Origin of the sequence: Pseudomonas sp. RIT288 (assembly GCF_000631985.1) — a bacterium.
Taxonomy (GTDB): domain Bacteria; phylum Pseudomonadota; class Gammaproteobacteria; order Pseudomonadales; family Pseudomonadaceae; genus Aquipseudomonas.
In genome coordinates, this window is sequence record NZ_JFYN01000034.1 from 293,015 (window position 1) to 305,869 (window position 12,855).

At 62.4% G+C, this 12,855-nt stretch carries 11 protein-coding genes; 10 read left to right on the top strand and 1 reads right to left on the bottom strand.

Going from position 1 to position 12,855, the window contains the following annotated elements; genetic code table 11:
- Positions 1–124: 124 nt before the first annotated feature.
- The 4 genes from BW33_RS20070 (at position 125) to trxC (ending at position 7,282) form a co-directional block, all read left to right on the top strand.
- Positions 125–1,867 carry a potassium/proton antiporter gene (locus BW33_RS20070; RefSeq protein WP_047600783.1) on the top strand — a complete coding sequence of 581 codons (1,743 nt, stop codon included), beginning with the start codon at positions 125–127 and terminating at the stop codon, positions 1,865–1,867.
- Between the two features lie 34 nt (positions 1,868–1,901).
- A complete protein-coding gene (gene mscK / locus BW33_RS20075) occupies positions 1,902–5,255 on the top strand; it encodes a mechanosensitive channel MscK (protein WP_047600784.1) in 3,354 nt (1,117 codons plus the stop codon).
- A 48-nt stretch (positions 5,256–5,303) separates the two neighbouring features.
- Complete coding sequence (selO, locus tag BW33_RS20080) at positions 5,304–6,767, top strand: protein adenylyltransferase SelO (RefSeq protein ID WP_047600785.1); 1,464 nt, start codon at positions 5,304–5,306, stop codon at positions 6,765–6,767.
- Between the two features lie 80 nt (positions 6,768–6,847).
- Entirely contained in the window at positions 6,848–7,282 is a 435-nt protein-coding gene (gene trxC / locus BW33_RS20085; protein WP_047600786.1) for a thioredoxin TrxC, read from the top strand.
- A gap of 131 nt (positions 7,283–7,413) precedes the next feature.
- Here trxC and BW33_RS20090 read toward each other — a convergent pair whose 3' ends face one another.
- The gene (locus BW33_RS20090) at positions 7,414–8,184 is read right to left on the bottom strand and encodes a ParA family protein (RefSeq protein ID WP_003220955.1); all 771 of its coding nucleotides are present in this window, start codon (positions 8,182–8,184) and stop codon (positions 7,414–7,416) included.
- 359 nt (positions 8,185–8,543) lie between these two features.
- Here BW33_RS20090 and BW33_RS20095 point away from each other — a divergent pair, with 359 nt between their 5' ends.
- From BW33_RS20095 to BW33_RS20120, 6 genes are read left to right on the top strand one after another with little or no spacing between them, the layout of a single operon-like run.
- Positions 8,544–9,263, top strand: a complete 720-nt coding sequence (locus tag BW33_RS20095; RefSeq protein WP_047600787.1) for a beta-ketoacyl synthase chain length factor — start codon at positions 8,544–8,546, stop codon at positions 9,261–9,263.
- On the top strand, positions 9,239–10,048 hold the full coding sequence (locus BW33_RS20100; RefSeq protein WP_047600789.1) for a lysophospholipid acyltransferase family protein: 810 nt from the start codon (positions 9,239–9,241) through the stop codon (positions 10,046–10,048). Before BW33_RS20095 ends, BW33_RS20100 begins: the two co-directional genes overlap by 25 nt.
- Positions 10,029–10,289: a phosphopantetheine-binding protein gene (locus tag BW33_RS20105; protein ID WP_007967290.1), complete on the top strand. Its 261-nt coding sequence runs from the start codon at positions 10,029–10,031 to the stop codon at positions 10,287–10,289. Before BW33_RS20100 ends, BW33_RS20105 begins: the two co-directional genes overlap by 20 nt.
- A gap of 9 nt (positions 10,290–10,298) precedes the next feature.
- On the top strand, positions 10,299–10,553 hold the full coding sequence (locus BW33_RS20110) for an acyl carrier protein (RefSeq protein WP_003220947.1): 255 nt from the start codon (positions 10,299–10,301) through the stop codon (positions 10,551–10,553).
- A complete protein-coding gene (locus tag BW33_RS20115; protein WP_047600790.1) occupies positions 10,550–11,095 on the top strand; it encodes a membrane protein in 546 nt (181 codons plus the stop codon). Before BW33_RS20110 ends, BW33_RS20115 begins: the two co-directional genes overlap by 4 nt.
- Entirely contained in the window at positions 11,092–12,771 is a 1,680-nt protein-coding gene (locus BW33_RS20120; protein WP_047600791.1) for an acyl-CoA synthetase family protein, read from the top strand. The genes BW33_RS20115 and BW33_RS20120 overlap by 4 nt, the downstream gene beginning before the upstream one ends.
- Positions 12,772–12,855: the final 84 nt, after the last annotated feature.

Below are 12,855 nucleotides of genomic sequence, written 5' to 3' on the forward strand. Positions count from 1 at the left end.
GGCTGCGATCTTTTGATCTTGAAAAAAGCTTTTTGACAGCATCACATTTCAACAGGTTAGAATCGCTGGCACGCAGACTGCATGGTCAGTTTGTGCCCGTCTTTACGCTTCTGGAGTACTGCCTTTGAATGCGACGACCATCAACAGCCTGTTCTTGATCGGCGCGTTGCTGGTAGGTGCGAGCATTCTTGTCAGCTCACTTTCCTCCCGTCTCGGCATCCCCATTCTGGTCATCATCCTCGCGGTCGGCATGACGGCCGGGGTCGATGGCGGCGGGATCATTTTCGATAACTACCCGACAGCCTATCTGGTCGGCAACCTCGCACTGGCGGTGATCCTCCTCGACGGTGGCTTGCGCACCCGCGTTTCGAGTTTCCGCGTGGCCCTGTGGCCGGCACTGTCGCTGGCGACGGTCGGGGTGTTGATCACCACCGGGCTGACCGGCATGGCAGCGGCGTGGCTGTTCGACCTGAACCTGATTCAGGGCCTGCTGATCGGCGCCATTGTCGGCTCCACGGACGCCGCCGCGGTGTTCTCGCTGCTCGGCGGCAAGGGCCTCAACGAACGGGTGACCGCCAGCCTGGAAATCGAATCCGGCAGCAACGACCCGATGGCGGTGTTCCTCACCGTGACCCTGATCGACATGCTCGCCAGCGGCCAGACCGGCCTGCACTGGAGCCTGCTGACCCACCTGATTCGCGAGTTCGGTATCGGTGGCGTGATCGGTCTGGGCGGTGGCTGGCTGATGCTGCAATTGGTCAACCGGATCAACCTCGCCACCGGCCTGTACCCGATCCTGGTGATCGCCGGCGGTCTGGTGGTGTTCGCTCTGACCAACGCCCTGCACGGCAGTGGCTTCCTCGCGGTGTACCTGTGCGGCCTGGTGATCGGCAACCGCCCGGTGCGCAGCCGTCACGGCATCCTGCACATGCTCGACGGCATGGCATGGCTGGCGCAGATCGGCATGTTCCTCGTGCTGGGGTTGCTGGTCACCCCGCACGATCTGCTGCCGATCGCCCTGCCCGCTCTTGGCCTGGCGCTGTGGATGATTCTGTTCGCCCGGCCGCTGTCGGTCATCGTCGGCCTGCTGCCGTTCAAAGCGTTCCACGGTCGTGAGAAAGCGTTTATTTCCTGGGTCGGGTTGCGCGGCGCGGTACCGATCATTCTGGCGGTGTTCCCATTGATGGCCGGGCTGCCGAATGCGCAGCTGTACTTCAACCTCGCGTTCTTCATCGTACTGGTGTCGCTGCTGGTGCAGGGCACGAGCCTGCCGTGGGTGGCGAAACTGTTGAAGGTGACGGTACCGCCGGAGCCGGCGCCGATTTCCCGTTCAGCGCTGGAAGTGCACATCACCAGCGAGTGGGAGCTGTTCGTTTACAAGCTCGGCGCCGAGAAATGGTGCATCGGTTCACCGCTGCGTGATTTGAAAATGCCTGAAGGCACGCGTATCGCCGCGCTGTTTCGGGGTCAGCAACTGCTCCATCCGTCGGGTAGTACGGTGCTGGAAGTCGATGATTTGCTGTGTGTTATCGGCCATGAACACAACCTTCCGGCCCTTGGCAAACTGTTCAGCCAGGCGCCGCAACGCGGTCTGGATCTGCGCTTCTTCGGTGACTTCGTGCTCGAAGGAGACGCCCAGCTTAAAGCGGTTGCAGCGCTTTACGGGTTGCCGGCCGAGGGCATCGATCCGGACATGACTCTGGGTGCGTTCATTGCCCACAAGGTCGGGGGAGCACCGATCGTTGGCGACCAGGTGGAGTGGAACAACACCCACTGGACGGTTGCGGTCATGGACGGGAACAAGATCGGCAAAGTGGGCGTCAGATTCCCCGAAGGAAGTCGCCCGGGTCCCGGTCTCTTCCTCTAAACTGCGTCCACTCTCACTTGCTTGACCGGTCTCTATGCCTACCCTGCGCTCCTTCTTTTTCGCGGCCCTGCTGGGCCTGAGTCTTTCCGTCGGCCCGCTCTACGCCGCCGAACCGCCGTCCAGCGAAGCCGTGCAGGCCAGCCTGGACAAACTGGCCGACAGCAAACTGCCGGATGCCGACAAGAAGTCTCTGCAGACGGTCCTGCAAACCACGCTCAATCAGCTCAACAGCCGGCGTGATTACGACCAGAAGCTGATCGACCTCAAGCAGCAACTGGCCTCCGCCCCGCGGCAGACCATCGAGAACACCCGCGAACTGGCACGCCTCAAGGCCACGGCGGTAGTACCGGTGGCGCAGCGCTTCAGCAAAGAGTCGATCCAGCAGCTGGAGCAGATTCTCACCGATCGCTCGACCCAGCAAAGCGACCTGCAAAAGGCCCTGGCCGATGCCAACAGCCTGATCATCACCGCCCAGACCCGTCCCGAGCGCGCGCAGGCGGAAATCTCTGCCAGCCAGACGCGCATCCAGCAGATCAACAACATCCTCAAATCCGGCAAGGACGCGGGCAAGACCGTCAGTGCCGAGCAGCGCGACCAGTTGAATGCCGAGCTCGCCGCGTTGAACTCCCTGATTCCGCTGCGCCGTCAGGAGCTGGCCGGCAACAGCCAGTTGCAGGATCTGGGCAACAGTCAGCATGACCTGCTCTCGGAGAAATCCGACCGTCTCGACCGCGAGATCCAGGAACTGCAGACGCTGATCAACCAGAAGCGTCTCGCGCAGTCCCAGGAAACCGTTACCCAGCAGTCGATCGAGGCGCAAAAGGCCGGCGGCAGCAGCCTGCTCGCCACTGAAAGTGCGGCCAACCTCAAGCTTTCCGACTACCTGCTCAAAAGCACCGATCGCCTCAACGAAGTCACCCAGCAGAACCTGCAGGCCAAACAGCAACTCGACAGCCTGACCCAGAGCGATTCGGCCCTCGACGAGCAGATCAACGTGCTCAAGGGCAGCCTGCTGCTGTCGAAAATTCTCTATAAGCAGAAACAGGCGCTGCCGCGACTCAAGGTCGACCGCGATCTGGCGGACCAGATCGCCGACATTCGCCTGTATCAGTTTGAAGTCAGCCAGCAGCGCGAGCTGCTGAGCAACCCGGCAACCTACGTCGACAACCTGCTGTCCACCCAGCCGCCGGAACAAGTCACCCCGCAACTGCGCAAAAGCCTGCTGGAACTGGCCAACACCCGCGCCGACCTGCTGGAGCGCCTGAACCGCGAACTGAGCGCGGTGCTCAACGAATCGATCACCCTGCAGCTCAACCAGAAACAACTGTTGAGCACCGCACAAAGCCTGCGCGCCACCCTCGACGAGCAGATGTTCTGGATTCCCAGCAACAAGCCGCTGGACACCGAATGGATACGCGGCGTGCCGGAGCGGCTCAAGCGTCAGATCGACACCCTGCCGCTGGCTTCGAGCCTGAGCGAGCTGACCGACGGCCTGACCCAGCGTCCGTTGCTGTTCCTGCCCCTGGCCTTGCTGATCGGTGCTCTGCTGTGGCGGCGCAAGGCGCTGTATGCGCGGCTGAACAAGGTTCACCAGGACATCGGGCACTTCAAGCGTGACAGCCAGTGGCACACGCCGCAGGCGATTCTGATCAACATTCTGCTGGCGATGCCCGTGGCACTGGGTCTGGGCCTGTGCGGCCTGGCCCTGCAGATCGACGCCCGCGGGCAGAACGCCAACATGGGTGCGGCGTTGTTGCAAATGGGTCAGGCGTGGCTGGTGTTCTACACCGCTTACCGAATTCTCTCGCCGGGCGGCGTGGCCGAGCTGCATTTCCGCTGGGACAAACCGCAGGTCGAGTTCCTTCAGGGCTGGATCCGCCGCCTCGGGCTGGTGGTGATGGCGCTGGTGACCGTGGTGGCCGTCGCCGAGCTGCAACCGGCGGCGCTGGCCGACGACGTAATCGGCATGCCGGTCGTGCTGACCTGCTATGCGCTGATGGCATGGCTACTCAGCCGCCTGCTGATCAGCAGCCCGGCCCACGAAAATACCTCGCTGTTCCGCAAGGCCGTCGGCGTGATGTTCACCCTGCTGCCGATCGCGCTGTTCGTCGCGGTGTGCTTCGGCTACTACTACACCGCGCTGAAACTCAGCGACCGGTTGATCAACACCCTGTACCTGTTGATGTTCTGGCTGGTGATCGAAGCCACCTTCGTCCGTGGTCTGGCGGTCGCCGCACGCCGCCTGGCCTATCAGCGCGCCCTGGCCAAACGTCAGGCGGCCAAAGAAGCAGGCGACGGCGAAGCGGTGATCGAAGAGCCGACGCTGGACATCGAAAAGGTCAACGAACAGTCGCTGCGCCTGATCCGTCTGGCGCTGCTCGGCGGTTTCATCGCCGCGCTGTACTGGGTCTGGGCCGACCTGATCTCGGTGTTCTCGTACCTCGACAACATCACCCTCTACGAATACACCAGCGGCACCGGTGCCAACATGAGCATGGTGCCGATCAGCATCGGCGACATGCTCGGCGCGCTGATCATCATCGGCATTACCTTCGCCCTGGCGCGCAACTTGCCGGGTCTGCTCGAAGTGTTCGTGCTGTCGAAACTCAACCTGGCGCAGGGCAGCGCCTATGCGACCACGACGTTGCTGTCCTACGTGATCGCCGGCGTCGGTTTTGTCTCGACCCTGTCGACCCTCGGGGTCAGCTGGGACAAGTTGCAGTGGCTGGTGGCGGCGCTGTCGGTCGGCCTCGGTTTCGGTATGCAGGAGATCTTCGCCAACTTCATCTCCGGCATCATGATCCTGTTCGAACGCCCGGTGCGGATCGGCGACACCATCACCATCGGCAACCTGTCGGGCACGGTGAGCAAGATCCGCATCCGCGCCACGACCATCACCGACTTCGACCGCAAGGACATCATTGTCCCGAACAAGACGTTCATCACCGGGCAACTGATCAACTGGTCGCTGACCGACACCATCACCCGCGTCACCCTGAAGCTGGGCGTGGACTACGGCTCCGATCTGGATCTGGTCAAGGAACTGCTGCTCAAGGCTGCCCGGGAAAACCCGCGCGTGCTTAAAGAGCCCGAGCCGCACGTGTACTTCCTCAACTTCGGCGAAAGTACCCTCGATCACGAACTGCGCATGCATGTGCGCGACCTCGGCGACCGCAACCCGGTGATCGACGAAGTGAACCGCTTCATCAACCGCGAGTTCAAGAAGCAGCACATCAACATCTCGTTCCGCCAGATGGAGGTGTACCTGAAGAACCTCCACGGTCAGGAATACAAGTTGGTGCCCATCGAGGACGAGAACAAAACCATCGTGTCGATCGGCCCGGAGCAAAAGCCGCTGCAAGAGCCGCCGCCGGCCAAACTCGACTAACCGGTCTGATCCCAGCAGAATGCTCGGACATTCTGCTGGAGCCGGCCCTTGAAAGCCCTCGACGAACTGACCTTCGACAATCGCTTCGCCCGCCTCGGCGACGCGTTCTCCGCCCATGTGCTGCCCGAGCCGATCGACAACCCGCGTCTGGTCGTCGCCAGCCCTGCGGCCCTGGCCTTGCTCGATCTCGACCCGGCGACGGCCGACACTCAGGAATTCGCCGAACTGTTCGGCGGCCACAAGCTGTGGGCCGATGCCGAGCCACGGGCGATGGTCTATTCCGGGCACCAGTTCGGCGGCTACACGCCACAATTGGGCGATGGTCGCGGGCTGCTGCTCGGTGAGGTGTATAACCAGGCTGGCGAACACTGGGACCTGCACCTGAAGGGCGCCGGACAGACGCCGTTTTCGCGCATGGGCGATGGCCGCGCGGTATTGCGTTCGTCGATCCGTGAATTCCTCGCCTCCGAGGCGCTGCACGCGCTGAACATTCCGTCTTCACGTGCCGCCTGCGTGATTGGCTCCGACACTCCGGTGTGGCGTGAAAAGCAGGAGCGCGCCGCAATGGTGCTGCGTCTGGCGCCAAGCCATATTCGCTTCGGCCACTTCGAATATTTCTACTACACCAAGCGTCCCGAGCAGCAGAAGTTGCTCGGCGAACACGTATTGGCGATGCACTATCCCGAGTGCCTGGAGCAACCGGAACCGTATCTGGCGATGTTCCGCGAGATTGTCGAGCGCAATGCCGAACTGATCGCCAAGTGGCAGGCCTACGGCTTCTGTCACGGGGTGATGAACACCGACAACATGTCGATCCTCGGCATCACCTTCGACTTCGGCCCGTTCGCCTTCCTCGACGATTTCGACGCCAACTTCATCTGCAACCACTCCGATGATCAGGGCCGCTACTCGTTCAGCAACCAGGTGCCGATCGGCCAGTGGAATCTCAGCGCTCTGGCCCAGGCCCTGACGCCGTTCATCAGCGTCGAAGCCCTGCGCGAAGCCCTCGGCCTCTACCTGCCGCTCTTCCAGGCGCACTACCTCGACCTGATGCGCCGCCGCCTCGGCTTCACCACCGCCGAGGACGACGACCAGAAACTGCTGGAGGATCTGCTGCAACTGATGCAGAACAGCGGCGTCGATTACACGCTGTTCTTCCGTCGACTGGGTGAAGAATCCGCCGACCAGGCCGTGGCCCGTTTGCGCGACGATTTCGTCGACATCAAAGGCTTCGACGCCTGGGGCGAGCGCTACGTGGCGCGGGTTACCCGTGATGGCGACAGCAATCAGGAACAACGCCGCACCCGCATGCATGCACTCAATCCGCTGTACATCCTGCGCAACTACCTGGCGCAGAAGGCCATTGATGCCGCCGAACAAGGCGACTACTCCGAGGTGCGCCGACTGCATGCGGTGCTAAGCAAACCGTTCGACGAACAGCCGGGAATGGAAGGTTATGCCGAACGGCCGCCGGAGTGGGGCAAGCATCTGGAGATCAGTTGTTCGTCTTGAGGCTCCGGACTCAACCTTGATAAACGCCTCGTACGACTCCAGATCAGTCGTACGAGATATCAACTTAAACCGAGCCCGTCATGACCACTCCACTCCTAATCCCCTGCCCCGCCTGCAACGGCCTCAACCGCATCCCCGCCGAACGCCTGGGCGATCAGCCGAAGTGCGGGCGCTGTAAATCCGAGGTGCTGCTGAGCAAGCCGTTCGAACTCAAGCAAGGTGACTACGCCAGCCAGATCAAGGGTGATCTGCCGTTGTTGGTGGATGTCTGGGCGGAGTGGTGCGGGCCATGCAAGTCGTTCGCGCCGGTGTTCGAGCAGGCGGCAGCGCAGTTGGCGGGCAAGTGCCGGTTGGCCAAGCTCGACAGCGAGGCCAATCAGCAGTTGTCGGCGCAGTTGGGGATTCGTTCAATTCCGAGTTTGATTCTGTTCAAGAACGGTCGGGAAGTGGCGCGCCAGAGCGGGGCGTTTCCGTTGCCGCAGTTGATGGCGTGGCTGCGTAGCCAGGGCATCTGACCCAACACAAATTCAATTGTAGGAGTGAGCCTGCTCGCGATGGCGCCCGTTCAGTCAACAGAGATGTTGAACGTGCTGGCCTCTTCGCGAGCAGGCTCGCTCCCACAGGAGGGTGGGGTGCAATCCGGAAATCAGTGATCTTCGAGCAGGTTGTGCAGCTCGACGAACTGCTGTGTCAGCTTGTGCCGTGGGTCGAGGTGGATCAGCGGGGTGCTGGCCTGGTGCGACTCACGCATGCGCACCGAGCTGTTCAGGTACACCGGCAGCACCGGCAAGCCCTCGGCAATCAACTCATCGAGGATCTGTTGCGGCAGGCTGGCCCGGGCCTGGAACTGGTTGACCACGATGCCTTCGACTTCCAGGCCTTCGTTGTGGTCTTCCTTCAACTCTTCGATTTCCGCCAGCAGCCCGTACAGCGCCTGCCGCGAGAAGCTGTCGCAATCGAAGGGAATCAATACCCGATCGGCGGCGATCAACGCCGACACCGCATAGAAGTTCAGTGCTGGCGGCGTATCGAGATAAATCCGGTCGTATTCGCCATCCAGCTCATCGAGCAATTTTCGCAGCTTGTTGATCTTGTGCTTGGCCTCAAGCTTGGGCTGCAGATCGGCCAGCTCAGCGGTGGCGGTGATGATGTGCAGGTTGTCGAACGGGGTTTCGTAGATGTCGGCCTGGTTTTTCTTCGAGAACGGCCCTGATGACAAGGTTTGCTTGAAGAAGTCGGCAATGCCCATCGGTATGTCATTGCCGGTGAGCCCCGTCAGATACTGGGTGGAGTTGGCCTGGGCGTCGAGGTCGACCAACAGCGTGCGATAGCCCTCGCTGGCACTCACCGCCGCCAGATTGCAGGCAATGCTGGATTTGCCCACGCCACCTTTCTGATTGAACACCACGCGCCGCATGACAAAACCTCCGTGTATCAAAGAATGACCGAGTGTAGTTGCCTGTGCGTGCGCTTCGCTACCTTCAACGACGCGGACTACGGAGTCAGGCCACAAATCAGCGGGTACAGCGGGCAAAAACCTCCCGAGTGCGCTGATATACCCGACAGACAAATCCCGCACGACCTGGATAATGGCCAAGTGACAGTTTTCCGCAAACCACTCGGTACATTTCGTTGAGCAAAACGTAACCAACATTTGCTACACACTCGTCGCACCGGGATAATGCGCGCCACCCGGCGCCAAGCGCCACCTCAGGTCAGCCGCGCCCTGGCGACTCAAAGCGTCATGAAAAGCCCGCAGGGGCGGGATGAACATCCGTGATCAACTTCAACATCGCCCAATGGCGCGCGTGGGCCCCGGGGCTCGACAGCGTGGACGCGTGGCAGGCCTGGAGCCGACAACCGGTCGTACTCCCGAGCAGCGATGTCGCGCCCGATGTGTCGTTTCTGCCAGCCATGCAGCGCCGTCGGCTCAGTCGTCTGGCGCGGATGGCGTTCAGTGTCGGCTGGCCGCTGGCCGACGGACGGGAGAACCTGCCGCTGGTGTTTGTTTCACGACACGGTGAAACCCCGCGCACCTTCGAGATCCTCAGTGACCTGGCCAAGGACGAGCCGTTGTCGCCGACCCAGTTCAGCCTGTCGGTGCACAACGCGATCATCGGTCTGTGGTCGATCATGCGCGGCGAATCCAGCGAAATGACGGCCCTTGCGGCCGCGGGCGATGGCCTGGAACACGGCATCCTCGAAGCCGCCGCCCTGCTCGATGAAGGCGCTCCGGCGGTGCTGCTGATCATCACCGAAGAACAGCCGCCCCAAGCCTATTCGCAGTGGATCGACGACGTACCGTTCCCTTATGCGCTGGGTCTGCTGCTCACCCCCGGTACCGACTGGCGGCTGACCTTGAACAGCGGGCCGCAAGCACTGTCCAAGGCGCACTGGCCACACGCGCTGAATCTGTTGCGCACCCTGCTCGGCCAGCAAACCCATTGCCAACATGCCTGGAAAAATCGTGTATGGACCTGGCAACGCAACCCGTGACCGAGAAGAACCGCGACGCCTATTACTGGCGCTTGCTGGCCACCGCCGCCAGTTTCACCCTGTTCGGGCTCGGGGGGCTGTGCCTGCGCATACTGGTATTTCCGCTGCTCGGTTGCTTGCCGGGTGACGCACTCAAACATCGTCAGCGCGCGCGGCAGACCGTCAGTCGGCTGTTCTGGTTTTTCGTGCGATTCATGGCCCGCACCGGCGTCCTGACTTACGACATTCAAGGGGCGGAACGCCTCGGTCGGCCGGGGCAGATGATCATCGCCAACCACCCGTCGCTGATCGACGTGGTGTTCCTGATCGGCCTGGTGCGCCAGGCCAATTGCGTGGTGAAGAAAAGCCTGTGGGAAAATCCCTTCACCCGCGGCCCCCTGCGCCGCACCGAATACATCAGCAATGACGGCAGCATGGACATGCTCGACGCTGCCGCCGAGTCCCTGCAAAACGGCCAGACCCTGATCATTTTCCCCGAGGGCACGCGCACTCAACCCGGTCAGGCGCCAGCCTTTCATCGGGGGGCTGCGGCGATTGCCCTGCGCGGTGCGAAAATCCTTACGCCAGTGGTCATCAAGGTCAGCCCGACTACCCTGACCAAGGCCGAACCCTGGTATCGCATCCCCCGCCGCCGCGTGCACTTCAGTTTTCGTGTAGGGGCCGATATAGACCCACAGACTTTCGCCACGCAAGGCCCGGCACCGCAGGCCTCGCGCAAGCTCAACGATTATTTGCACTCTTACTACATTAAGGAGCTCGCCGAAGATGAGCGATCTGCACCGTGAAATAAAACTGCTGATCATCGATGCCCTCGGCCTCGAAGACATCAGCGTCGACGACATCGGCGACGAGCAGACGCTGTTCGGCGAAGGCCTGGGCCTGGATTCCGTCGACGCACTGGAACTGGGTCTGGCGATCCAGAAAAAGTACGGCATCAAGATCGACGCCGACGCCAAAGACACCCGTAACCACTTCACCAACGTGGCGAGCCTTGCGGCGTTCGTCACGGCAAAACAGGCAGCTTGAGACCGGACCATGCAAACTCGTGACGACATTTTCAACACCCTGCGCGATGCCTTGGTCGAGCTGTTCGAACTGGATCCGGCGCGAATCAGCCTGGAGTCCAACCTGTATCAGGATCTGGAGATCGACAGCATCGACGCGGTCGACCTGATCGATCACATCAAACGCCAGACCGGCAAGAAAATCGCCGCTGAAGAATTCAAATCGGTGCGCACCGTCGGTGACGTGGTCGAGGCGGTCTACCGTCTGGTTCAACCGGCCGCATGAGCCGACTGATCAGCCTCGGCCTGCTGTTGGCGGGGCTGCTGTACCCCTTTGCGGTGTATTTCGGCATGGAGCACTTCGCCCCGTGGCAGTTCGGACTGCTGTTGGGCGGGCTGTGGCTGGCACGCGCGCTGACCGGCGAGCGCAAACCCGGCAGCCTGTGGATGGCCTGCGTGGCGATCGGGTTCTGCCTGCTGCTGGCGCTGTTCGACAGTCCGCAGTTGCTGCGCTGGTATCCGGTGCTGATCAGCGGCTTCATGCTGGCGCTGTTCAGCCTGAGCCTGAAATACGGCCCGCCGATGGTCGAGCGCCTGGCGCGGCTGCGCGAGCCGCAACTGCCGCCCGAGGCGATCCGCTACACCCGCCAGGTCACCGTGGCCTGGAGCGTGTTTTTCTTCTGCAACGGTTTGTGCGCCGCGCTCCTGACCCTGTGGGCGCCGCTGCATTGGTGGATGTTGTACACCGGCCTGATCTCTTACGGATTGATCGGCCTGATGTTTGCCATTGAATGGCTGATACGACAACGGGTAAGAGGCCGTAAATGAACTGGATAAAACTTGAGCAACTGTTGCTCAAGACCTTGCCGGAGCGCGCGATCAGCGCCGCTCCGGCGCTCGACCACACACAACTGCGCGAGCAGGCGCTGAGTGTTGCCGCCGGCCTGCAGGCACGCGGCGTGCAGCGCATGGCGGTGCATCTGGAAGATGCCGCCGACCTCGCCATCGCCCTGCTCGGGGCCTGGCGCGCCAGCGTCAGTGTATTGCTGCCCGCGGACCTGCAAGCGCAGACCCGCCAGCGCTGGTCGAGTGAAGTCGATCTGTGGCTGACCGATCACAGCGCGGATGTTCACCTGAGCGATCTGTTGCAGCCGGCCCTGCCCGGCGCTGAACTGGATCTCGATCAGTGCCGGCTGAGCCTGTGCACCTCCGGCTCCAGCGGTGAGCCCAAGCGTATCGACAAGACCCTGCGCCAACTGGCCAACGAGGTCGAAGCCCTGGAGCAACTGTGGGGCGCGGATCTTGGTGAAGCCTGGATCATCGGCAGCGTCGCCACCCAGCACATCTACGGTTTGCTGTTCCGCGTGCTGTGGCCGCTGTGCGCCGGGCGCCCGTTCGTGCGCAGGCAACTGGCGTTTCCGGAAGACCTGCAGCGCGCCAGCCGCGAACACTCGGCCTTCGCCTGGGTCGGCAGCCCGGCACTGCTCAAACGCATGGGCGACAACCTCGACTGGCCGGCCCTGAGCGCCGTGCGCCGGGTGTTTTCCTCCGGCGGTGCGTTGCCGACAGAGGCGGCGCAGAGCCTGCAGCAACGCCTGCAGCAGTGGCCGACCGAAATCCTCGGCAGTTCGGAAACCGGCGGCATTGCCTGGCGTCAGGGCGCCAGCCTGTGGCAGCCCTTCGCCGGGGTTGAGCTGAGCCAGGACCGCGACGGCGCCCTGCTGGTCGCCTCGCCCTACCTGCCGGCCGGGCATGTCGAGCACACCGCCGACGCCGCGCGCATTGCCGCCGATGGGCGTTTCGAACTGCTGGGACGGCTGGACCGTATCGTCAAACTCGAAGAGAAGCGCATCTCCCTGCCGATGCTGGAGCAGGCGCTGGTCGCCCACGCCTGGGTCGCCGAAGCACGGATGGGCGTGGTTCAAGAAAACCGTGCGGTGCTTGGCGCCTTGCTGGTGCTCAGCGACGCCGGCCTGTTTGCCCTGCGTGAACAGGGGCGCCGCAGCCTGACCGAAGCCCTGCGCAAACACCTGAGCCAGCATTGCGAAGCCCTGGCCTTGCCCCGGCGCTGGCGTCTGGTGCGGCAACTGCCGCTGAACAGTCAGGGCAAGCTGCCGCAGGCCGACATCGAAGCGCTGCTGCTGGCGCCACGGCCGAAAGCCCCGCAAGTGCTGGAACAGGTCGAAACCGACGGCGAGTGGAGCCTGCAATTGAGTGTTCCGCCGGACCTGGCCTACTTCAGCGGCCACTTCCCCAAGGCCCCGGTGCTGCCCGGCGTGGTACAGGTCGAATGGGCGCTGAACCTCGGCCGACAACTGCTGAACCTGCCCGGCAAATTTGCCGGCATGGAAGTGCTGAAATTCCAGCAACTGGTGCGCCCGGGCGATGAGGTTCAACTGCACCTGCGTTTCGATCCAGAACGCGGCAAGCTGTATTTCGCCTACCGCAATGACACCGCGACCTGCTCCAGCGGGCGAATCCTCCTGGGAGCCACCGATGCATAACCTGTGGCGAGGGAGCTTGCTCCCGATGGGCTGCGAAGCGGCCCCAAACTCGGTCCACGCAAAACTGCGAGCGAGTGCTGCGCA

Excerpts from the sequence above, each read along its gene's own strand:
- trxC (WP_047600786.1), top strand. The coding sequence starts at position 6,848 with ATGACCACTCCACTCCTAATCCCCTGCCCCGCCTGCAACGGCCTCAAC.
- BW33_RS20110 (WP_003220947.1), top strand. The coding sequence starts at position 10,299 with ATGCAAACTCGTGACGACATTTTCAACACCCTGCGCGATGCCTTGGTC.
- mscK (WP_047600784.1), top strand. The coding sequence starts at position 1,902 with ATGCCTACCCTGCGCTCCTTCTTTTTCGCGGCCCTGCTGGGCCTGAGT.
- BW33_RS20105 (WP_007967290.1), top strand. The coding sequence starts at position 10,029 with ATGAGCGATCTGCACCGTGAAATAAAACTGCTGATCATCGATGCCCTC.
- BW33_RS20115 (WP_047600790.1), top strand. The coding sequence starts at position 10,550 with ATGAGCCGACTGATCAGCCTCGGCCTGCTGTTGGCGGGGCTGCTGTAC.
- BW33_RS20100 (WP_047600789.1), top strand. The coding sequence starts at position 9,239 with ATGGACCTGGCAACGCAACCCGTGACCGAGAAGAACCGCGACGCCTAT.
- BW33_RS20090 (WP_003220955.1), bottom strand. The coding sequence starts at position 8,184 with ATGCGGCGCGTGGTGTTCAATCAGAAAGGTGGCGTGGGCAAATCCAGC.
- BW33_RS20120 (WP_047600791.1), top strand. The coding sequence starts at position 11,092 with ATGAACTGGATAAAACTTGAGCAACTGTTGCTCAAGACCTTGCCGGAG.